The organism is Klebsiella ornithinolytica, assembly GCF_030505655.1.
Lineage (GTDB): Bacteria > Pseudomonadota > Gammaproteobacteria > Enterobacterales > Enterobacteriaceae > Klebsiella > Klebsiella ornithinolytica.
The window spans coordinates 865,309-887,666 of the sequence record NZ_CP130153.1; the positions used below are offsets into that span (position 1 = coordinate 865,309).

The window sequence follows — 22,358 nt, forward strand, 5'->3', positions numbered from 1 at the left end:
AAACATCTCAATTCATGCGGTGATTTTGCGGCTAGTTTATCAGAAAGCCGTCGTCAGCCGCATACTTAAGCTGTTCCGCCAGCCGGCCGGGAAAAAACAGCGCCGCCGTTTTTGCCAGCCGGGCCACTTATTTGGGTATACTGAAGCCGTTTTAACGAGCAAAGAGGGCGATGTGAAAGAGGATCTCGCACGAATCGAACAGTTTCTTGATGCCTTGTGGCTGGAGCGCAATCTGGCGGAAAATACGCTGAGCGCCTACCGTCGGGATCTGACGATGGTAGTGGAATGGCTGCATCATCGCGAGTTATCGCTGGTTAGCGCCAGCGGCGAGGATCTTCAGGCGCTGCTGGCCGAGAGACAAACGGGCGGCTATAAAGCCACCAGTACCGCGCGGCTGTTGAGCGCCGTGCGCCGTTTCTTCCAGCACCTCTATCGGGAGAAAATTCGTCCGGATGACCCCAGCGCGCTGCTGGCGTCACCGAAACTGCCGCAGCGGCTGCCGAAAGATCTGAGTGAGGCTCAGGTCGAACGTCTGCTGCAGGCGCCGCTGGTCGAGCAGCCTCTGGAACTCCGCGATAAAGCGATGCTTGAGGTGCTGTACGCGACCGGCCTGCGCGTGTCGGAACTGGTGGGCCTGACGATGAGCGACATCAGCCTGCGTCAGGGCGTCCTGCGGGTGGTGGGTAAAGGGAACAAAGAACGGCTGGTCCCGCTTGGCGAAGAGGCGGTGCTGTGGGTTGAGAACTACCTGGAGTACGGGCGCCCCTGGCTGCTGAACGGCGTGGCATCTGATGTGCTTTTTCCAAGTCAGCGCGCGCAGCAAATGACGCGCCAGACCTTCTGGCATCGGATTAAGCACTATGCCGTGCTGGCCGGAATAGATAGCGCGAAGCTCTCCCCGCACGTTTTACGCCATGCGTTTGCCACGCATTTACTTAACCATGGCGCAGATTTACGCGTGGTACAGATGCTGTTGGGACACAGCGATCTCTCAACGACGCAGATCTACACCCATGTCGCGACCGAGCGTCTGAGACAACTTCATCAACAGCACCACCCGCGGGCGTGAGTGCTGAATAAAAGGACTGAGTATGAAAAAAGGTTTATTGATGTTTACGCTGCTGGCGGCGACGCTGTCCGGTGCGGCCCATGCGGATAACGCGGCTATCAAACAGTCGCTGGCTAAACTGGGCGTACAGAATACGGATATTCAGCCATCGCCGGTTGCCGGAATGAGCACCGTACTGACCGACAGCGGCGTGCTGTATGTGACCGATGACGGTAAACACGTCATCCAGGGGCCGATGTATGATGTCGGCGGCGCACAGCCGGTAAACGTCACCAACGCGCTGCTGGTGGGCAAGCTGAACGCGCTGGAAAAAGAGATGATTATCTATAAAGCGCCGCAGGAAAAACACGTTATCACCGTTTTCACCGACATCACCTGCGGCTACTGCCACAAGCTGCACGAAGAGATGAGCGACTATAACGCGCTGGGAATTACCGTTCGCTACCTGGCCTTCCCGCGCCAGGGCCTGCAAAGCCAGACCGAGCAGGATATGAAAGCCATCTGGTGCGCCAAAGATCGTAACAAAGCGCTGGATGACGCGATGAGCGGTAAAGGTATTCAGCCGGCGAGCTGCCAGGTCGATATCAGCAAACACTACACGCTTGGCGTGCAGTTCGGCGTTAACGGCACGCCGGCGATGGTGCTGAGCAACGGCTACGTGCTTCCGGGTTATCAGGGGCCGAAAGAGCTGAAAGCCTTCCTTGATGAGCATCAAAAACAGACAAGCGGTAAATAATTCGCGTGAAACAACAGATACAACTACGCCGCCGTGAGGTGGTTGAAGGGGCTGAGCTCCCCGCCGACCTGCCGCCGCTGCTGCAGCGGCTGTACGCCAGCCGCGGCGTCCTGCATGCCCAGGAGCTCGAGCGCAGCGTCAAAGGCATGCTGCCGTGGACGCAGCTGAACGGCATCGAAAAAGCCGTTGAGATGCTCTACGACGCATTCAGGCAAGAGCGGCATATCGTCGTGGTCGGTGATTTTGACGCCGATGGCGCCACCAGTACCGCGCTGAGCGTGCTGGCGCTGCGCGCGCTGGGCTACAGCAATGTCTCCTATCTGGTGCCAAATCGTTTTGAAGATGGCTACGGGTTAAGCCCCGAAGTAGTCGATCAGGCCCACGCCCGCGGGGCGCAGATGATTATGACCGTGGATAACGGCATCTCTTCCCATGCCGGCGTCGATCGTGCCCACGCATTGGGGATCCCGGTGGTCGTGACCGATCACCATCTACCGGGTGAGACGCTGCCGGCAGCGGAAGCCATTGTGAACCCCAATCTGCGCGACTGCGATTTCCCCTCGAAATCGCTGGCCGGCGTCGGGGTAGCGTTCTATTTGATGCTGGCGCTACGCACGTTCCTGCGCGATAAAAACTGGTTTGAAGAACGGGGCATCACGCCGCCGAATCTTGCCGAACTGCTGGATCTGGTCGCGCTCGGGACGGTGGCTGACGTTGTGCCGCTGGATGCCAATAACCGCATTCTCACCTGGCAAGGGCTGAGCCGTATCCGTGCCGGTAAGTGCCGTCCGGGGATCAAAGCGCTGCTGGAGATTGCCAACCGCGATCCGCAAAAGCTGGCCGCCAGCGACCTGGGGTTTGCCCTGGGACCGCGGCTGAATGCGGCAGGCCGGCTGGATGATATGTCGGTCGGCGTGGCGCTGCTGTTGTGTGATAACGTCGGCGAAGCGCGGATGCTGGCTAATGAACTGGATGCGCTGAACCAGACGCGCAAAGAGATTGAGCAAGGGATGCAGGCGGAGGCGCTCACGCTGTGCCAGCAGCTGGAACGCAGCGGCGACACGCTGCCCGGGGGGCTGGCGATGTATCATCCGCAGTGGCACCAGGGCGTGGTGGGGATTCTGGCGTCACGGATTAAAGAGCGTTTCCATCGCCCGGTTATCGCTTTCGCCCCAACCGGCGACGGGCTGTTAAAAGGCTCCGGGCGCTCTATCCAGGGGTTGCACATGCGCGATGCGCTTGAGCGCCTTGATACGCTGCATCCGGGACTGATTCTCAAGTTCGGCGGCCATGCGATGGCGGCGGGGCTGTCGCTGGAAGAGGCGCGTTTTGAGGAGTTTCAGCTGCGTTTCGGCGAACTGGTCACCGAGTGGCTGGATCCGGCGCTGTTGCAGGGAGAAGTGATCTCTGACGGCCCGCTGGAAACGGCTGAGATGAGCATGGAAGTTGCGCATCTGCTTCGTGAGGCGGGACCCTGGGGACAGATGTTCCCGGAGCCGCTGTTTGACGGTCGTTTCCGCCTGTTACAGCAGCGCCTGGTGGGCGAGCGGCATCTTAAAGTGATGGTCGAACCGGTTGGCGGCGGCCCGCTGCTGGACGGGATTGCCTTCAACGTTGATACTTCGATTTGGCCGGATAACGGCGTGCGCGAAGTCACTCTGGCCTATAAGCTCGATATTAATGAGTTCCGAGGCAACCGCAGCCTGCAGCTTATCATTGACCATCTCTGGCCGGTCTGACGAAAAAGCCGTCAACAAACAGGCTGACGGAAAGCCGAAGTATATATAAAAGAGAGCGGGGATCCGGTACAATTCCGCTCTTATCACCGCATTTTGTCGAATCCATTAAAAGAAAATCGATCATGTTTGAAATAAATCCGGTAAAAAACCGCATTCAGGACCTCACGGAGCGCTCTGACGTTCTTAGGGGGTATCTTTGACTACGATGCTAAGAAAGAGCGTCTGGAAGAAGTAAACGCCGAGCTGGAACAGCCGGACGTGTGGAACGAACCTGAGCGCGCACAGGCGCTGGGTAAAGAGCGTTCTTCACTGGAAGCCATCGTCGAGACGTTGGATCAAATGTCCCAGGGGCTGGAAGATGTTTCCGGACTACTGGAGCTGGCTGTCGAAGCCGAAGACGAAGAGACCTTCAACGAAGCCGTTGCCGAACTTGACGTGCTGGAAGAGAAACTGGCGCAGCTTGAGTTCCGCCGCATGTTCTCCGGCGAGTATGACAGCGCCGATTGCTATCTCGATATTCAGGCCGGTTCCGGCGGTACGGAAGCCCAGGACTGGGCCAGCATGCTGACACGTATGTATCTGCGCTGGGCCGAAGCGCGCGGCTTCAAGACCGAGATTATTGAAGAGTCAGAAGGTGAAGTGGCGGGCATTAAGTCCGTGACCATCAAGATTATCGGCGATTACGCCTACGGCTGGCTGCGTACCGAAACCGGCGTCCACCGCCTGGTGCGCAAGAGCCCGTTCGATTCCGGCGGCCGTCGCCACACCTCCTTCAGCTCCGCATTTGTCTATCCGGAAGTGGATGACGATATTGATATCGAAATCAACCCGGCGGACCTGCGCATTGACGTTTACCGCGCCTCCGGTGCGGGTGGTCAGCACGTTAACCGTACGGAATCCGCGGTGCGTATCACCCACATTCCGACCGGCTTAGTGACGCAGTGCCAGAACGACCGTTCACAGCACAAGAACAAAGACCAGGCCATGAAGCAGATGAAAGCCAAGCTTTATGAGCTGGAAATGCAGAAGAAAAATGCCGAGAAGCAGGCGATGGAAGATACCAAATCCGACATCGGCTGGGGCAGCCAGATCCGTTCTTACGTGCTGGATGACTCCCGCATTAAAGATCTGCGCACCGGGGTGGAAACCCGCAATACTCAGGCCGTGCTTGACGGCAGCCTGGATCAATTTATCGAAGCAAGTTTGAAAGCAGGGTTATGAGGAACCAACATGTCTGAACAACAAGCACAGGGCGCTGACGCGGCAATTGACCTTAATAATGAACTGAAAGCCCGTCGTGAAAAGCTGGCTCAGCTTCGTGAGCAGGGTATCCCGTTCCCGAACGATTTCCGTCGTGACCATACCTCTGACCAACTGCACGCTGACTTCGATGCGAAAGAAAACGAAGAGCTGGAAGCACTGAACGTTGAAGTCTCCGTTGCTGGTCGTATGATGACCCGCCGTATTATGGGGAAAGCCTCTTTCGTCACTCTGCAGGATGTCGGCGGCCGCATTCAGCTGTACGTCGCGCGTGACGATCTGCCGGAAGGCGTCTACAACGAGCAGTTCAAAAAATGGGACCTCGGCGATATCATCGCGGCGCGCGGTAAGCTGTTTAAAACCAAAACCGGCGAGCTGTCTATCCACTGCACCGAACTGCGTCTGCTGACCAAAGCCCTGCGCCCGCTGCCGGACAAATTCCACGGCCTGCAGGATCAGGAAGCGCGCTACCGTCAGCGCTACCTGGATCTGATCTCCAACGACGAATCCCGCAAGACCTTTAAGGTTCGCTCCCAGATTCTGGCCGGTATCCGCCAGTTCATGGTCGGTCGCGGCTTTATGGAAGTCGAAACCCCGATGATGCAGGTGATCCCTGGCGGCGCGTCTGCCCGTCCGTTCATCACCCATCACAACGCGCTGGATATGGACATGTACCTGCGTATCGCGCCGGAACTGTATCTGAAGCGTCTGGTTGTGGGCGGCTTCGAACGCGTATTCGAAATCAACCGTAACTTCCGTAACGAAGGCATCTCCGTGCGTCATAACCCAGAGTTCACCATGATGGAACTCTACATGGCGTACGCGGACTATAAAGATCTGATCGAGCTGACCGAATCCCTGTTCCGTACCCTGGCGCAGGATATTCTGGGCAACACCGCGGTTCCTTATGGCGATCAGACCTTCGACTTCGGTAAGCCGTTTGAAAAACTGACCATGCGTGAAGCTATCAAGAAATACCGTCCGGAAACCGAGATGGCGGATCTGGATAACTTCGATTCCGCAAAAGCGATTGCAGAGTCTATCGGCATTCACGTTGAGAAGAGCTGGGGTCTGGGCCGTATCGTGACGGAGATCTTTGAAGAAGTGGCGGAAGCGCACCTGATTCAGCCGACCTTTATCACCGAATACCCGGCGGAAGTCTCTCCGCTGGCGCGTCGTAATGACCAGAACCCGGAAATTACCGACCGCTTTGAGTTCTTTATCGGCGGCCGTGAAATTGGTAACGGCTTCAGCGAGCTCAACGACGCGGAAGATCAGGCGCAGCGCTTCCAGGACCAGGTGAATGCGAAAGCCGCTGGTGACGATGAAGCCATGTTCTACGATGAAGACTACGTGACCGCGCTGGAACACGGCCTGCCGCCGACCGCCGGTCTGGGTATCGGTATTGACCGTATGGTGATGCTGTTTACCAACAGCCATACCATCCGCGACGTCATCCTGTTCCCGGCAATGCGCCCGGTTAAATAAGAGCGACCGTCAAAAACATAACCCCGGCTACAGGCCGGGGTTTTTTGTTTGTGCCCCGCTGCGCGAGTCGCGGGAGGATGCGGACAGGCGGCGAAAAACCGCTATCCGGCAAGACCGTTAATAGCGCAGCTGCGCGACATAGTTTCTCAACGCCTGCCGGGCATTATCGTCAGCCGCTTCGAGCACCATCCACGGACTGTAGGCCCACGGGGTGAGCGCCAGCGCTTGCAGTAAATCTTCCAGCTCACACCACTGATAGTCCATGACCTCGTCGCTATTGGCCAGCACCGGACTGATAATGCGTGCGGCGTAAACCGGGCAGACTTCGTTTTCGACAATTCCGTTTGGGGCCACCGCCCGGTAACGAAACGCCGGATGAACGGAGGCGATGTTGGCAATGTTAACGCCCAGTTCAAAACGGCTGCGCCGCGTCACGGCCTGTTCAAACGTCTCTCCGCTCTGGGGATGTCCGCAGACGGAGTTGGTCCAGACCCCGGGCCAGGCTTTTTTACCCAGTGAACGGCGCGTCACCAGCAGCTGGCCGTGGTCATTAAACAACCAGCAGGAAAAGGCGAGGTGCAAAGGGGTATTAAGGGTATGGGCGGCATATTTTTCCAGCCTGCCAACAGGCTTATCTTGCTCATCGAGCAAAATGACATGTTCCCCGGTCATGACAACTCCTGATAATAAAAATGACCCGGCATACGCTCGCCTGGTCACACACTCGGCACTAGGGTAGCCGATAACCGCTCGAAAGGCATTACCAAAACACGCTTCGGGCGCTGCAGACGGGGAAACACGAATCCGACAACGCAAGCGTATCGATTGGGGATCTGCCTGCGGGCTGGTATGATAGTTGTCCGTTGTGACGAGATGAGAGCTGTGCTGAGTGCAGGACGCCTGATGAGAAAACGCTTTTTTATCATGATGATGTTGGTCAGCAGCCTGGTGATTGCAGGATGTTCCAGTTCATCTGATTCCGGTTCCGTCTACACCGTGAAACGCGGCGATACGTTGTACCGTATTTCCCGGACAACCGGTACCAGCATTAAAGATCTGGCCCGACTGAATAATATCTCCCCACCGTATACTATTGAGGTTGGACAGCGTCTGAAGCTGAATCCGGCCTCGGGCGCCACAAAGGGCGGTTCATCCGGGAAGAGCAGCGCCGGTAAGCGCACCGCGGCCAGCAAGCCGCCGGCCACGCTGCCGCCGGTCTCCTGGCCACCGGTGGGGCAACGGTGCTGGCGCTGGCCGACCAACGGTAAAGTTATCCTGCCTTATTCATCAAATGATGGTGGTAATAAGGGGATTGATATTGCCGGCACGCGCGGCCAGCCGGTCTATGCGGCAGGGGCGGGTAAAGTGGTGTACGTCGGTAATCAGCTCCGCGGTTACGGTAATCTGATCATGATTAAACATGGTGAGGATTACATCAGCGCCTATGCCCATAATGACAAAATGATGGTCAATAACGGTCAGAACGTGAAGATTGGTCAGCAGATAGCCACGATGGGAAGTAGCGACGCCGATTCCGTGCGCCTGCATTTCCAGATTCGCTACCGGGCGACGGCTATCGATCCACAGCGCTATTTACCGCCGCAGGGCAGTAAGCCAAAGTGCTAAGAGGTTATTTTATCAGCAGTTAGCGTGATTCAGTCTTGTAAGACGGTGCGTAAGGTCTATAATGGCCCTCGCACCTCAACGCGGGCGTAGTTCAATGGTAGAACGAGAGCTTCCCAAGCTCTATACGAGGGTTCGATTCCCTTCGCCCGCTCCAGAATTTCTCCTGTGATAACATATCTTAGATAACATACTGTTTTTGAAACAAGTTTCTGAAATTGTATTGCATATCAGCCTCTCGTTTTAGCGCTCAAAAATACACCGGCAGTTGTCACGGAAAGTTACGGTTAGATGAACGTTTAACTTAACTCGGCGACGGTTCCAGATTGACGCCGCGATAGCAAAACGCAAACGAAAAAGCCTGACCGGGCATTGTCATTTCATCCCCTCCTATTAAAACAACGGCTTTTCTCGACAAATAGCCATCTGAAATCCGGGTACAGTAGGGTCGGTGTTGTCCATTCCGGAAACTTAATTTGACCCGCGGGAGCCCGTTATCATGTTCAGCCATATGCGTATTGCCAGACCCGTCACCGACCTGGCGCGCGCTTGCACCATGTACAGCCAGGGATTAGAGCTCCAACGAATTGCGGATTTTACCGACCATGCCGGCTTTAGTGGGATAATGGTGGGCCGTCCGGAGCTGGCCTGGCATATTGAGTTCACCCACTGTCACGATCATCCGCGTCAGCCTGCGCCGACCGATGAAGATCTGCTCGTGCTGTATTACCCCGATAAAGCAGCCTGGCAGCAGGCGTGCGCCAGAATGACGGCGGCGGGCTTTCGTACGATGAGGTCGTTTAATCCCTACTGGGATACCAACGGCAAAACATTTGTCGATGATGACGGTTATCGGGTGGTGCTTCAGAACCGCGACTGGCCATAGATTGAGGGCTCTCGTGGAACAGAGCGGCGGTTCAGGTGGCCCTGTCGGCGGCAGAACTCCAGGCGTTGAGTGCGGATATTTGCTATTCTGCATCACGTCAGGTTATTGAAGAGATTGAGAAATGGGGTCGTTTATCGTCGTCGTCTGTGTCATATGGCTTTTGTATCTAGGCGTGAAAATGCTGACCCGGACTCTGTATAAAACGGAACCCATAAACGCCAAACCAGAGCGCGATGTCTGGGGGCGCAGGGAAGGTGAAGGTCCGCTGTACCGTCGCGTCAATCGCGCAACGAAAGATGAAGATGACGAGGGATTGTTTCAGTCGGTCAACCGGCGGCAACAGGCCAGGACAGAGGAAAAAGACGTGAACGCCTCTGCTGCGTTCTACCAGTCCAGAGAGTGGCGCGCGCTTCGCTATCAGGCACTCAAAAAATATGGCGGTGCCTGTAGTGCCTGCGGGCGTTCGGCGGCAAAACATGGGGTGGTCATCCATGTCGATCATATTCGGCCCCGCAGTAAATACCCGCATCTGGCGCTGCGCCTGGATAACCTCCAGCTGTTATGCCACGAATGTAATCTTGCAAAAGGCAACCGCGACGAAATTAAATGGCGTTAGCAGCCGGTCTGGGTGCGCTTTTTTATCCCCTGGTTCGGAGTCAGGGCTCTGCGAATCGCAGGAAAAATACCCTAAAAATGCGCGCAAAGCGTCGTGTTTGATGCAGTCGTTGCGTCATACCGGTTTCTGTCCGGCCTGGCGTCGGTTGCATATGTGAACGTCACTCTGTGACTAAATAATCAAGAGTGTGACTTATCGATACTTTCCCCTGTCGCGAAGACCAACCTCGTATTTACCCTACTTTTTATCGCGTTTTATTCGCAGAGCGCCTCAGCCTTGAGTATGAATATCTGTTTGTTCAACTTGTTGTTTATAAACATATAATTTCATTCATTGTTATCATTTGAGATGTCAATCACATTTTGTTGTCAGCCAACTTTAAATCTATAAAAGTAGACGTTTGTCGACTTTTCATCTAAAAGATGGGGTTGAGGGGCTAGACAAAACCAGAAGCTGGTTATCAAATAGTTAAAAAATATCGTGCCTCATGTAAATGATTGGCCAGTGTAAACATGGCTAACACGCTTTCCGCGGTCTCTCTGCGCTGCGGTGCATCTTATCTGGAGAAGTTATGCATTCCTCTGTGAATAAAAATGAAAGCCGGACCTTCTTTGGTCATCCATATCCGCTAGGTTCGTTGTTCTTTACCGAAATGTGGGAGCGATTCTCGTTTTACGGCATTCGCCCCTTATTGATTCTGTTTATGGCCGCCACGGTTTACGACGGCGGTATGGGGCTGGCGCGTGAAAATGCCTCGGCGATCGTCGGTATCTTCGCCGGCAGTATGTACCTTGCGGCGTTACCGGGCGGCTGGCTGGCGGATAACTGGCTGGGCCAGCAAAAGGCGGTCTGGTACGGATCGATTCTCATCGCGTTGGGTCATCTGTCGATTGCTCTGTCAGCGGTGCTGGGTGACAACCTGTTCTTTATCGGGCTGATGTTTATCGTACTGGGATCGGGTCTGTTCAAAACCTGCATCTCGGTTATGGTTGGCACGCTGTACAAGAAAGGGGATGCGCGTCGTGACGGTGGATTCTCGCTGTTCTACATGGGCATCAATATGGGGTCGTTCATCGCGCCGCTGATTTCCGGCTGGTTGATTAAATCACACGGCTGGCACTGGGGCTTTGGCATCGGTGGCATCGGGATGCTGGTGGCGCTGGTGATCTTCCGGGTCTTTGCGGTACCGGCGATGAAGCGCTACGACAGCGAAGTGGGCCTCGATTCAACCTGGAATAGCCCGGTGGCGAAGAAGAACGGCGTGGGCGCCTGGCTGCTGGCGCTGGCCGTAGGTGCCGCGGTGATTATCACGCTGATTGCGCAGGGCGTGATTGTGGTTAACCCTGTTGCCGTTGCCAGTATGCTGGTATACGTGATTGCCGCTTCGGTCGTTCTCTATTTCATCTATCTGTTTGCCTTCGCCGGACTGAGCCGCAAAGAGCGCGCCCGTCTGCTGGTGTGCTTTATTCTGCTGGTTTCCGCCGCCTTCTTCTGGTCGGCATTTGAGCAGAAGCCGACCTCCTTCAACCTGTTCGCCAATGATTATACCAACCGTATGATCGGCAGCTTTGAGATCCCGGCGGTCTGGTTCCAGTCAATCAACGCGCTGTTTATTATTCTGCTGGCGCCGGTCTTTAGCTGGGCATGGCCGGCCATGGCGCGTAATGGCGTCCGTCCGAGCAGCATCACCAAATTCGTCATCGGCATTCTCTGCGCCGCTGCGGGCTTTGGCCTGATGATGCTGGCGGCACAGAATGTGCTGAACAACGGCGGGGCCGGCGTATCACCGTTCTGGCTGGTAGGCAGTATTCTGATGCTGACCCTGGGCGAGCTGTGCCTGAGCCCGATTGGCCTGGCAACCATGACGCTGCTGGCGCCGGAAAGAATGCGCGGCCAGATGATGGGGCTGTGGTTCTGCGCCAGTGCGCTGGGTAATCTGGCGGCCGGCCTGATCGGCGGCCATGTGAAAGCTGATCAGCTGGATATGCTGCCAGATCTCTTTGCACGTTGTTCGATTGCGCTGCTGATCTGCGCCGCCGTACTCTGCGTGCTGATCGTTCCGGTGCGCCGGATGCTGGAAAATACGCAGAACAAAACCGCACAAAAACCGGCTACCCACGCCTGACGGCAACGGAAACTGACAGTCGGTAAGCTGGCGCGTAAAGCGCCAGCTTTTTTTTCGTCTGAAATTTAACGGGAAATATCCGTCGGCCACACCATCGCCAGCGAGATATCCCCTTGGGTGAGTCCGCGACTTTTTCCCGGGCATATTATGAATGACCAGCGAACGGGCTGGAGGCAGTGAACGTCAGCGCCATGGCGGGGCAGGGGAAACCGTAAGAAAATGAGGCTGGCGGGATCAGCGCGGGCCGTCTGTCGGAGACGACCCGCTTCGGGTATTAACGGTAAACAATCCCGCCATCGATCAGGATCGACTGACCGGTCATATAGTCGGAATCCGGGCCGGCCAGATAGGCGACCAGGCTCGCCACATCGTCCGGCGTTTCCGCACGGCCAAGCGCAATCCCTTCTACATATTTTTTATAGGTCTCACCGACCGGCGCACCGGTAATTTCGGCAAAGCGCTTATCGATTTCGGTCCACATGCCGGTCCCGACAATCCCCGGGCAGTAGGCGTTCACGGTGATCCCGCGGCTGGCGTACTCTTTCGCTGCCGCCTGGGTCAGGGCGCGAACGGCAAATTTAGTGGCGGAATAGATCCCCAGCAGGGCAAAACCGTCGTGCCCGGCAATGGAGCAGGCGTTAATTATTTTGCCGTTTTGCTTGCGGTCGATAAATTTTTTCGCCGCGGCCTGAATGCCCCATAGCGTCCCCTGAACGTTGATACGCATGATGCGATCGACCTCTTCAGGGGTCACGTCGGCGAGCGCCTGTACCTGAGCAATCCCCGCGTTGTTCACGATGATATCAAAGCCGCCCAGCTCCTTTTCCGCCCGATCAATGGCGGCATACACCTGGTCACGTTCAGCAATATTCGCCACGAAGGTGGCGGCCTTACGGCCCAGCGCTTCAACTTCGGCGGCGACCGCCGCAATCCCTTCCGGGTTCACGTCGACAAGCATCAACGACGCACCCTCTTTGGCCAGACGTAAAGCAATACCGCGGCCGATGCCCTGACCGGCACCGGTGACTAATGCAACTTTATTTTCGATAGCCATTTCTGTACACACCTTGTACTGATTAAGAACCGATGGATGCCTGATGGAGAAAAGATTCGCTGTACGAAGGCGCAGGCCTGGCGTACTGCCCATCGGCGGCAAAGGATAAAACTACTCTATAGGTATGGATAAACGTGGCCTACCCCCCGGTTGGGGGGGATAATGGCGTATGCACGGGATGAGGAGGTTATGGCGCTATGGAATTGTTACCCCCGACGGATGACGCATTAAGCGAGTTTGTTCATCAGGAACCGTTTCGCCTTGCGCGCACCTTGCCGCTTATCGCGACGCGCTTTACGCCGCCGCGCACACCGGGGGTATTGCAGTCGCGCGATCGTCTGCTGCAGCGGCTGGACGCCGCGCTCACCAGCACGCTAACGCTGGTATGCGCCCCCGCCGGGTTCGGCAAAACCACGCTGCTTGCCCAGTGGTATCAGCATCGGCAGCAGCAGGGGAGTACGCTGGCCTGGCTGAGCATTGATGAAGATGACAACACGCCCTTCCTGTTTATGCGCTATCTGCAGGCGGCGCTGCGGCCGCTCTGGCAAGCGGCGAATGCTCTGCCGGAAAGCGCCCCCGGAGACGACTTTCGGCTGTTTCTCGCCGGGCTCGTCAACCAGCTGCACAGCTATCCGATTTCGCTGTCTCTGATCCTCGATGATTACCAGAATATTGCTCACCCGGAGATTCATGATGGTTTGAACTGGCTGCTGAACCACGCGCCGCCGTCTCTGCATCTGATTATTGCCAGTCGCAGCCAGCCGCCCCTGGCGCTGAGTCGCCTGCACATGGAGGATCGGCTGGTGGAGATCGATGATCGTGCGCTGCGGTTTAATGCTGAGGAGGCCAGAACCTATTTTGCCACGTCGATCTCCCCGGCACCGGATCCGCAGGAGATTCCGCGCCTGATTGCCCGCACGGAGGGGTGGGTTGCCGGTATGAAAATGGCGGCTTTAGCAAGCGGCAGCGCCCATAGCGCCCATTGTTGCCCGACCGACGGCAAGCTGAATACCGCTTCCCGCGCCCTCTCTCGCTACCTGGAAGAGGTGATCTTTGCGCCATTGCCCGCCAGCTGCTGGACGCCATTGAGTCGCTGGCGGTCGCCAACCGCAGCGCGATGGCCCACAGTTCGTGGGTGAAGCTCCGCGTGGTTCGGGCGATCTGCGAAGCTTTCGCCGACAATATTGCCCAGAGTATTGCTATCGTGGAACCTCTGCTGCACGAGGTGCCCTGCGGCGATATCTGGGTGGATGGCCTGGTGTGCAATATTCTCAGCTACTGCCATCTGGCGAACGCCCGGCCGCAACAGGCGCTGGATGTCCAGCAGCGGGTAGCGGGTATGCGGGTGGCGAACCGCAATCTGTTCGTCGAGGTCTACCGGGCGTTTGTGATGGCCCAGGGATACCTGCGCCAGGGCAATCTGGCCGAAGCGCAGCGGCAGGCGGGGCGGGCGCTACAGTATGCCGAACAGCAGACCGGTCCTCACTCCAGCAGCGGCGCCACCCTGGCGCCGATTCTGGCCGAAATCGCCTGGGAGCAGGGGGAGGTACAGCGCATCCCCACTCTGCTGACGCTCCGTCTTGAGATGATCGATGACTTTTGCCCGCCGGATGGATTTAGCCGCTGCTATATCGTGCTGGCGAAGCTGGCGCAACGTGATGGCCGGACGGATGAGATGACATCGCTGCTGCTGCATGCCGAAGGCCTGGCGGTTCAGCGTGGATGGCTGCGGGCGCAGGCGCCGCTGCTGGCTGAGCGTATTGCCAATGCGCTCCACGCCGGCGATCGCGCGGCGGCTGACAGTTTGCTTCGTCGCCTTCAGGGACTGTCTCTCGGCGCGGAGAAAAATGATGTGGTGAGCGCCTGTTTAACCCTCAGTCAGAGCCGGATGCTGATGGCCGACGGACAACCGCTGGCGGCGGCGCGGCAGCTCGATACGCTGGCCGCTGAGCAGGAGCGCGGCGGCGAGTGGCTGTTTGCCGTACGCCTGCGGCTTATTCAGGCCGTCGCCCTGTGGCGCGCCGGGGAACGGGAGCGGGCGATAACGGTGGGGATCCCGACGCTGCATCGCGCCTTTCAGCAAAAACTGTGGCGCAGCCTGCTTGATGGCGGAGAAGAGATGGCCTCATTACTGGCGGCTACCCGGCAGCGTGGGGGGCACGACGAGGTCTTCAGCGATGCGCTGACGCAGCACCTCGCCAGATTCAACGCTGCCGGGATCTTGCCGACCGTCAGCCGTCGGGCGCCCGCGCAGCTTCGCCTGACCGAGCGGGAGCAGCAGACGCTGGAGCTGATCGCCGAAGGCTACTCCAACAAAGAGATCGCGCGGGCCCTGGGAATTACGGCCGAAACCGTGAAGTGGCATCTCAAGCAGCTGTACGACAAGCTGCAGGTCAATGGTCGGATTCAGGCGGTGAATCAGGCGCGCGAGTGGCAGCTATTTCGCTGACGCCCGCTCGCCGGCACGCAAGGGGCGCCTCAGCGCGCCTGTTTGCCCAGATTCTCCAGCGCCGGGCCGCGGTAATCTCCGCCTAATGCCTTAATCAGCGTAATGTCGCTGCTCAACCGCTGCGCCTCGATATCCAGCAGGAGCAATTGCTGGGCGATGACGGGACGACGCGCTTCCTGAGCCGCATAGTAGCTGACCAGCCCCCGCTGATAGTGGGCGCTGGCGCTGCGGGAGGTGGCCATGGCGGCCGTCACCTTCAGCTTCTGCAGCACCACCTGCTGATTAAGATCGTTCAGCTCGCTGGAGCCGATCGCCACATCGCGCACGGCATCCAGTACCGCCTGGTTGTACTGTTTGATCAGAATATTGCTGGCGGTGCGGACCGATTGCAGATTGGCATTCAGCCGGCCGCCGTCGAAGATCGGCAGATACAGCCCCGGCAGCAGGTTGATCTGCTGGAAGGACGATTTAAACAGATCACCGACGCTCAGGGCGTTGTATCCCCAGAAGGCCTTGATATCAAAGTGCGGGTAAAACGCCGCCTTCGCCGCATCGACCTGGCTTAATGACGCCGTGACGTAGCCGCGCAGCGCCTGGAGATCCGGGCGGCGGGCCAGCAGTTCAAAGGAGAGCGAGTCGGGCAGCGTTTCCTGTAGCGTCGGCAGGGGGACCGGATGGATCTCCGGCATGCTGCGCGCATCGGCGCCGATCAGCGCCCGCAATGTTTCCCGGTACTGCGTCAGCGTCCCGTTTGCCGTAATGATCTGCTGCTGCGCCGCCAGCAGCTCGGCCTGGGCATTGGCGATATCCACGCTATCCTCAACGCCGCGCTGGGTACGGTGCTCATGCGCCTGCACCGAGAGACGGGCAATCTCTTCCAGCTGATGCAACAACGTCATCTTCTGGAAGGTGGCCTGCATGGCAAAGTACAGCTGCGCCACGCTGCTGGCGAGATCCAGCTCGATTCCCGCCGTTTCCGCCTGACGCGCATTTTTCTCGCCAATGGCGGCGGCAACGCGGGCGCGATCGGCTCCCCATAAATCAATATTCAGCGTGGCACCGACGCCGACGGTATTCAGGGTGTACCACGGACCATTTTTATCGACCGGCAGCGAGTAAGAGTAGGGCCAGGTGAACTGTTTGTTGGTAACCCGCAGTCGGTTCTGAGCCGCCACGGCGGTGGCCTGGACGCCCATTGCCGACTGCGCCAGCTCTACGGTGGACTGCGATTGCGCAATCCGTAGCCGGGCGGCCTGCATGGTCGGGGAGTTTTGCAGCGCGCGGTTGACCAGCATATTAAGCTGGGCATCGTGATAGCCCTCCCACCATCTGGCCGCTGGCCAGCCGCTGTTGGCAAGGTGAATCACCTGCGCGAGTTCAGCCTGCTGCGGGTTCACGATGGTGACCTGGCCCGGATCGTCCTGAATTAACGCGCAGCCGGTGACCAGCGTCAGAAGGAAGGCGAGCGGTGAGTAGCGCAGGAAGCGGGCTGCGGTGTCCATTTTTCTCATGACTTATCTGCCTGTCGCGAAAGCGGTAAAGGTGCGGACGACCAGCTCGGTAATGTCGTCAGCAGAGTGATCAGCGGGCGGCCAAAAGGATTACCGGGGTCGGGCCGAAGCTCGCCGAACGGCACGGGCGCCTGCTGCCGGTCGATATCATCGGCATAGGCCTCGAGCGACCCGGCGCAGTGGCGCAGAAAGGTATCTCCCGGCGCGGCGTACAGCCGGTACCCTTCGCTGAAGCGTACGATTTCGAGGGCCTGCGTCCAGGTGGCCTTCACCGGCCAGGTTTTTGCCTCGGGATGCGGGTGAGCATAAGCATTCAGCGGTTCAGCCGCCACCCGATGCATCAGCGTTTCGGCGCTGTTGAGGGCATGAAACAGCGGCACTAACTGCTCCTCATCGCGACTGGCGCGCAGGTCATCGGCAATCCGCCGGTAGAGATCGGCCAGCCGCGATTTGAGCTGCGGGGCCTCGCTATCCGGCCACAGGTAGAGGTGGACAATCGAAGAGACCAGCACGCCGAGCAAAATACCGATGACGCGATCGCGCAGCTCGGTCAAATTGGTCAGCGGGCCAAACCAGCTGAGAAACGCCAGTGAGAAGGTAAAGCCGATCTGAATCCCGGCGTAGGCGATGCGTTCAGACCCCGCTGCTATCCAGGCCGACAGCGCCATCACCGGCAGGGTCATCGCCAGCAGGCCGACGATAGATTCGGTATGCGGCTGAATAAAGACGATCATTAACAGCGCCAGCAGGGTCGCGAGCAGGGCACCGCCTGTTCGCAGCCAGGTTTTCTGCAGCGTCGCGCCGAGCCCCGGCTGGGCGACAATGACACAGCTGAGCATAATCGTATGGATACCCTGCCAGTCGGCGGCGGTATAAAAAACGTAGCACAGCAGCGTTGCCAGCAGCGTTTTAAGCGCGAAGTGCAGATACGCGGGGTTCGACCAGGCGTCAGGCAGCAGCAGGGGCGCTTTTTCCTCTTCGCCAGCCGGCAGCGGCACCGGTTCGCCGCGCGCCAGCTGGCTCAGCGTCGTGGCCATCTCTTGCAAAATGACGCCGTTCGCCGTATCCCGCGCGCTGGCCTCCGGCAGGGTTGCCGGAAGCGTGCTGAGGTCCAGATTGTGCGCCAGCGTCGAGAGCGCGGCGGCAAGCTGCAGACGCCCGGCGGAAGGGGACTCTTCCGGCTGAAGCAGCGCGGCCAGATGATAGCAGTGAAGGGTGGCGGCCATCAGGGATTGCCACGCCTGCGGGTTATCGGCTATCTCTGGGCTGGAGCGGGTCGCCTGCTGATACAGAGACTGAAGCTGGGCGAACTGTTCGGCAATTTCTTTGAAAGTTGGCGGAGAACCGGCGTCCGGCCCGGCGAGAAGCGCCGCCACCCGGCGAAGCAAGAACACCATTCTCGCTTTGAACTGGTAGCCGGGAAAAGCCTGCTGAAAACCGGCGTTGACCAGCAGCGTGACCACGATGGCGAGGTTGATGACGACCCATAGCCAGAGCAGCAGACGCACCAGAATCTCACTCTGGCTGGTCATCGAGGGGAAAGTCTGCGCGTAGATAACGACCAGCGCGACGACGAAAAAGGCCAGCCCCAGCTTGCCCAGCACCCGCATCAGATAGATGGCGCCGAAAAACAGCGCTACCGAGGCGACCAGGCGGATCAGCGGATAGTCATAAGTCCATTTGATGATCAGCAGCACACAGCCCAGCGCCACGCTGACGGTGAGGAAAAAGACCACGCTCACCAGCTTTATCATCAGCACGTTAGGCTGGCTGACGTAAAACACCACGATCAGCGCCACGGCCAAAAAAGGGATCTGCAGGGTCATAAACAGGACGATCAGCACCGCGCAGCTCAGGGTCAGGCGCAGGGTGTAGTTTGCCCTCCCCGGCGCGTCGCGGAGTTCCCGGTGCAGAAATGACCAGACGTTCTGCATAGCGCCTCCTTACTGAGGCTGAAGAACGGCGCTGGCAGAGGCGCCCATACGGAAGAGTTCGGGGTCAGGATCTTTCACCGCGATCTTCACCGGGAAACGCTGCGAAACATGAACCCAGTTGATGCTCTTCTGAATAATCGGCAGACCTTCAATCACGCTCCCGCCTTCAGGCAGCACGCCGGAGCCGACGGAATCGACCACGCCGGCGAACGATTTATCATGATTGGTCATGATGGTGACTCTGGCCGCTACGCCGGGGCGGACGTTTTTAAGATCGGTTTCGCGGAAGTTGGCGATGACATACCAGCGGTCGTCATCCATTAAGGTAAATACCGGTTTTAACGCCGAGGCGTACTGGCCGACGGTGGTTTTCAGCGCCACCACCACGCCGTTAAAAGGCGCCCGGACTTCGGTAAATTCCAGGTGCAGTTCCGCCAGCGCGATCTGCGCCAGAATCCCCGCCCGCTGGGCAACCATGGCGTCAACGCCGGTCACAGCGGCCGAAGCCTGTTTCGCTTGCAGCAGCGTGGCGTCGAGTTCTGCGCGTGCGGCTTTTTCGGCGGTTCGCGCCTGGTCGAGATCCTCTTGTGAAGCAAAGCCCTGCGGGACTAATGGTTCAAGACGCGTGCGTGACGAAGTGGTCTGTTTTACCAGCGCCTTCGCCCGTTCTACCGCGGCGGCGACGGACTGGGCGTTGTACTCCTGGGCCTTAATTGTGCGCCGGGTCAGCATGATTTGCGCATCCAGCGTGGTCAGCCTGGCCCGGGCGTCATCGAGCATCGCCTGATAGGGGCGCGGATCGAGACGAAACAGCAGATCGCCTTTTTTCACCCGCTGGTTGTCGCTGATGGGCATCTCCACGATCCGGCCGCTCACTTCCGGCACCACGTCGATGGTATCGGTATAGACGTAAGCATCATTGGTTTCCGGCGAGGTCTGAAGCTGCCAGATAACCAGGATAAGCGCCACGATCGCGGCGAGGACGAGGGCCAGCAGAGGCCACTTTTTCCGTAATACGCTTGGGCTGGAGTTTGTCATAGGGGCTTAGTAAACAAAGAAAAGGAACCACAGGAGCGTGGCGAACAGGAACATCAGAGCCAGGTAGCTGAATACCAGCGGAGAAAAACGTGATTGCCAGCCTTTGCGGACGATCAGGATATGACAGGGAATGAGTAACAGCACGCCGCCCAATAAACAGAAAAACCAGCCAGGAAATGCGGCGCCTAATACCGGAATCGCTGGTGATAATGAACAACCAGAGAGAAATAAGAACATGAATAATAGCGCCGGACGTGCCAGCTTCACTCGATAATTCAAAGGATAGTTCCTGAGCGCTCATACCATTGTGGAGTGAGTTTAATCGCCCTCACGGGGAAATAAAAGCAAAGGGAAGAGACGGGCTGTCTATTTTATGGGGGCCGTCAGCGCCGCTCCTGCAGGAAAAGTGAATATAAAGGCGTTTATTTCGCATTAATGCGATAAATCTTATGACATATATGAAGGTGATTTTTGATTTCACCATAGCTGGCGTTCCGCGGCGGGGCTATGCTTAGCTCCTGAACAAGAAAAATAATTGAGGCAATGTCATGGATAAGGAATTACTGGAGGCGGGCTACCGGGCATACACCGGCGAGAAGATTGATGTCTACTTCAACACGGACATCTGCCAGCACTCGGGGAACTGCGTTCGCGGCAGCGCAAAACTCTTCAACCTGAAGCGTAAGCCGTGGATCATCCCGGATGAAGTGGATGTCGCCACCGTCGTGCGTGTGATCGACACCTGCCCGAGCGGCGCCCTGAAGTATCGCCAGAAATAAGTGAGGAAATGATGGAAATACTGGAAGGCCATAACAAGTTTTACGTCAACGATGCGGCAGGGAATCAGGTCGCGGAAATTGTTTTTGTTCCCACCGGCGAACATCTCAGCATTATTGAACATACCGATGTCGACGAGAGCCTGAAAGGGCAGGGGGTAGGCAAACAGCTGGTGGCGAAAGTGGTGGAAAAGATGCGCGGAGAACAGCGTAAAATTATCCCGCTATGTCCCTTTGCGAAACATGAGTTTGATAATACCCGCGAGTACGATGATATCCGGGCCTGAAATAAAAGCACCGGTCTCAGCCGGTGCTCAGTTTTAGATGATGAAGGGCTTTTGCATCCGGGATGCCTGTTATTGGCGATGATGGCGAATAATATTCTGGCGCCAGCATGGTTCCGGCCTGTCGCCTGACTTCCGGCGTAGCGACCGGGAAGCGCTTCTGTCGTCAGCCCGGGCCCTCGTTTTCCAGCTTCTGCCTTTTGCGCAGGTGCGGGAAAATGGTCATCCATATCGCGACCACTACCAGCGTGCCAATCCCGCCAAGCGCCGCGGCCGGTACGGCACCCATCCACGCTGCCAGCAGGCCAGACTCAAACTCCCCAAGCTGGTTTGAGGTATTAATGAAGATAGCGTTCACCGCATTGACCCGGCCGCGCATATCATCCGGCGTATCCAGCTGTACCAGCGCGCCGCGAATCACCATGCTCACCATATCAAACCCACCCAGCGCGGCTAACGCCAGCAGGGAAAGCCACAGCTGAGCAGAAAGCGCAAACACCAGCGTCGCCAGGCCAAAGCCGGCCACCGAGGCGAACATGATCAGACCCACGTTTTTCTCCAGCTTGTGGCGACTGAGCCAGACGCCCACCAGCAGCGCGCCAACCGAAGGGGCGCCGCGCAGCATCCCCAGCCCCCATGGGCCGGTATGGAGAATATCCTGGGCGAAGATCGGTAATAGCGCCGTCGCGCCTCCGAGGAGGACGGCAAACAGATCGAGCGAAATCACGCCCAGCACATCTTTTCGCTCGCGGATAAAATGCACCCCGGCAAACAGGTTTTTGAGGTTCATCGGCAGACGGGTTTGCGGCGGCCGCTCATAGCGCAGTCGGCTCACCAGTACAAGAGAGAACAGATAGAACAGCGCCGATACGCCGTACACCACTTCCGGACCCGCCACGTACAGCAGACCGCCAAGCGTTGGGCCGATAATGACCGCCGCCTGTCCTCCGACGGAACTGGCCGCCATCGCGCGCGCGAGGATCGGCGGCGGTACCAGCGCCGGCAGCATCGAGGTGATCGCCGGCCACTCCAGCGCTTTTGCCACCGAGATTAAAAAGACCAGCCCCCAAATCTCAATCTTGTCCGCCCAATGCAGCAGCGTCAGCGCAACCAGCCCGAGTAACGCTACCCATTCAATGAACTGGCCAAGCAGCACAATCCGTCGCCGATCGAACTGATCCGCAAGGTGTCCCGCAGGGAGCGCCAGCAGGACCGAGGGTAAGAATTGCATCAGGCCGATCATCCCGAGCGCCATCGCGCTATGGGTGATGGCATAAATTTGCCAGCTAACGGCAACCGAAAACATTTGAAAACCGAATGATGAGCAGGTGCGCGCCAGCCAAAAGGTGACGAACGACCTGTGCCGCAGCAGTGAATCTTCCGCTGCGGATACCTGTGAACCCATAGTCTTATCCCATTTAAAGCCAATATTCCGGCCAGCATCGTCGTACCGGCCTGGTGCGAAGTCCGTCAGGGACTTTTATTATTTTTTACCACCTGACAAGGTGCGATATCTTGTGAGTTCGGGCAGTGGCAAGGCGTGCGCTTTGCTACCTGGCGCTTAGCGTCAATGGGGTTGATTATATGCATCCCCCTGGTCACAGGCGCGTTATTTGAGGGACGGCGGTGATGCGCCGCCGGCCGTGGCAGAGGGTAAGAGGCCGGCAATGAGAACCGCAGGCTATCTCGCCGATGTGCGGCTGCGCCGCCTTGATGATGCTTTTGCCGGGCCGCCCTTCTGGCGCGTTTCTTAACCGGGTGCGTAAATTA

At 57.8% G+C, this 22,358-nt stretch carries 20 protein-coding genes and 1 tRNA gene; 14 read left to right on the plus strand and 7 right to left on the minus strand.

The annotated features are described in order from the left end of the window. Positions 1-172 precede the first annotated feature (172 nt). From xerD to lysS, 5 genes are all read left to right on the plus strand, one after another. Positions 173-1,069 (plus strand): site-specific tyrosine recombinase XerD, encoded by an 897-nt coding sequence (gene xerD / locus Q1L34_RS04185; RefSeq protein WP_015585784.1) that lies wholly within the window; start codon positions 173-175, stop codon positions 1,067-1,069. Positions 1,070-1,091: 22 nt separating this feature from the next. Further along, positions 1,092-1,805 (plus strand): bifunctional protein-disulfide isomerase/oxidoreductase DsbC, encoded by a 714-nt coding sequence (gene dsbC, locus Q1L34_RS04190; RefSeq protein WP_004867349.1) that lies wholly within the window; start codon positions 1,092-1,094, stop codon positions 1,803-1,805. A gap of 5 nt (positions 1,806-1,810) precedes the next feature. Then, positions 1,811-3,544, plus strand: coding sequence for a single-stranded-DNA-specific exonuclease RecJ (recJ, locus tag Q1L34_RS04195; protein WP_015585785.1), 1,734 nt, complete (start codon positions 1,811-1,813; stop codon positions 3,542-3,544). A 122-nt stretch (positions 3,545-3,666) separates the two neighbouring features. After that, positions 3,667-4,765 (plus strand): peptide chain release factor 2 gene (gene prfB, locus Q1L34_RS04200; RefSeq protein ID WP_099001586.1). Its coding sequence is split into 2 segments (ribosomal slippage): positions 3,667-3,741 and positions 3,743-4,765, totalling 1,098 coding nucleotides; the frame shifts between segments, so codons are not numbered across the junction. A 9-nt stretch (positions 4,766-4,774) separates the two neighbouring features. Beyond that, complete coding sequence (gene lysS / locus Q1L34_RS04205) at positions 4,775-6,292, plus strand: lysine--tRNA ligase (protein ID WP_004867343.1); 1,518 nt, start codon at positions 4,775-4,777, stop codon at positions 6,290-6,292. A 117-nt stretch (positions 6,293-6,409) separates the two neighbouring features. Here the strand turns inward: lysS and idi are convergent, their stop codons facing one another. Further along, complete coding sequence (gene idi, locus Q1L34_RS04210) at positions 6,410-6,964, minus strand: isopentenyl-diphosphate Delta-isomerase (RefSeq protein ID WP_015585787.1); 555 nt, start codon at positions 6,962-6,964, stop codon at positions 6,410-6,412. A 231-nt stretch (positions 6,965-7,195) separates the two neighbouring features. On the opposite strand from idi, the gene actS reads away from it, so the two are divergent. The 5 genes from actS to Q1L34_RS04235 all read left to right on the plus strand — a co-directional run bounded on the left by actS (position 7,196) and on the right by Q1L34_RS04235 (position 11,542). Continuing rightward, positions 7,196-7,918: an amidase activator ActS gene (gene actS, locus Q1L34_RS04215; protein WP_015585788.1), complete on the plus strand. Its 723-nt coding sequence runs from the start codon at positions 7,196-7,198 to the stop codon at positions 7,916-7,918. 80 nt (positions 7,919-7,998) lie between these two features. Further along, positions 7,999-8,072, plus strand: a tRNA-Gly gene (locus tag Q1L34_RS04220). Between the two features lie 342 nt (positions 8,073-8,414). After that, on the plus strand, positions 8,415-8,801 hold the full coding sequence (locus Q1L34_RS04225; RefSeq protein ID WP_004867336.1) for a VOC family protein: 387 nt from the start codon (positions 8,415-8,417) through the stop codon (positions 8,799-8,801). 121 nt (positions 8,802-8,922) lie between these two features. After that, the gene (locus tag Q1L34_RS04230) at positions 8,923-9,417 is read left to right on the plus strand and encodes an HNH endonuclease (RefSeq protein ID WP_004867334.1); all 495 of its coding nucleotides are present in this window, start codon (positions 8,923-8,925) and stop codon (positions 9,415-9,417) included. Between the two features lie 571 nt (positions 9,418-9,988). Next, complete coding sequence (locus Q1L34_RS04235; protein WP_004867331.1) at positions 9,989-11,542, plus strand: peptide MFS transporter; 1,554 nt, start codon at positions 9,989-9,991, stop codon at positions 11,540-11,542. 274 nt (positions 11,543-11,816) lie between these two features. On the opposite strand, the gene Q1L34_RS04240 is transcribed toward Q1L34_RS04235, so the two are convergent. Next, positions 11,817-12,596: an acetoin reductase gene (locus Q1L34_RS04240; protein ID WP_004867328.1), complete on the minus strand. Its 780-nt coding sequence runs from the start codon at positions 12,594-12,596 to the stop codon at positions 11,817-11,819. 197 nt (positions 12,597-12,793) lie between these two features. Between Q1L34_RS04240 and Q1L34_RS04245 the strand changes: the two genes are divergently transcribed. Beyond that, positions 12,794-13,735, plus strand: coding sequence for a MalT transcriptional regulator family protein (locus Q1L34_RS04245; RefSeq protein WP_327204369.1), 942 nt, complete (start codon positions 12,794-12,796; stop codon positions 13,733-13,735). Continuing rightward, entirely contained in the window at positions 13,714-15,045 is a 1,332-nt protein-coding gene (locus Q1L34_RS04250) for a LuxR C-terminal-related transcriptional regulator (RefSeq protein WP_327204370.1), read from the plus strand. Before Q1L34_RS04245 ends, Q1L34_RS04250 begins: the two co-directional genes overlap by 22 nt. Before the next feature lie 29 nt (positions 15,046-15,074). Here Q1L34_RS04250 and Q1L34_RS04255 read toward each other — a convergent pair whose 3' ends face one another. Genes Q1L34_RS04255 through Q1L34_RS04270 form a run of 4 tightly spaced genes read right to left on the minus strand, consistent with a single transcriptional unit; the run spans position 15,075 to position 19,765 of the window. Further along, on the minus strand, positions 15,075-16,547 hold the full coding sequence (locus tag Q1L34_RS04255; RefSeq protein WP_172412546.1) for an MdtP family multidrug efflux transporter outer membrane subunit: 1,473 nt from the start codon (positions 16,545-16,547) through the stop codon (positions 15,075-15,077). Positions 16,548-16,552: 5 nt separating this feature from the next. Further along, entirely contained in the window at positions 16,553-18,490 is a 1,938-nt protein-coding gene (locus Q1L34_RS04260; RefSeq protein WP_071359757.1) for an FUSC family protein, read from the minus strand. Between the two features lie 9 nt (positions 18,491-18,499). Continuing rightward, complete coding sequence (gene mdtN / locus Q1L34_RS04265) at positions 18,500-19,528, minus strand: multidrug transporter subunit MdtN (RefSeq protein WP_327204371.1); 1,029 nt, start codon at positions 19,526-19,528, stop codon at positions 18,500-18,502. Positions 19,529-19,534: 6 nt separating this feature from the next. Then, a complete protein-coding gene (locus Q1L34_RS04270) occupies positions 19,535-19,765 on the minus strand; it encodes a YtcA family lipoprotein (protein ID WP_369974010.1) in 231 nt (76 codons plus the stop codon). 311 nt (positions 19,766-20,076) lie between these two features. Between Q1L34_RS04270 and yjdI the strand changes: the two genes are divergently transcribed. Continuing rightward, a complete protein-coding gene (gene yjdI / locus Q1L34_RS04275) occupies positions 20,077-20,307 on the plus strand; it encodes a 4Fe-4S mono-cluster protein YjdI (protein ID WP_015585797.1) in 231 nt (76 codons plus the stop codon). An 11-nt stretch (positions 20,308-20,318) separates the two neighbouring features. Then, the gene (locus Q1L34_RS04280; RefSeq protein ID WP_004867312.1) at positions 20,319-20,591 is read left to right on the plus strand and encodes a GNAT family N-acetyltransferase; all 273 of its coding nucleotides are present in this window, start codon (positions 20,319-20,321) and stop codon (positions 20,589-20,591) included. Positions 20,592-20,754: 163 nt separating this feature from the next. Here Q1L34_RS04280 and Q1L34_RS04285 read toward each other — a convergent pair whose 3' ends face one another. Then, positions 20,755-21,993: an MFS transporter gene (locus Q1L34_RS04285; RefSeq protein ID WP_004867310.1), complete on the minus strand. Its 1,239-nt coding sequence runs from the start codon at positions 21,991-21,993 to the stop codon at positions 20,755-20,757. Positions 21,994-22,358 lie beyond the last annotated feature (365 nt).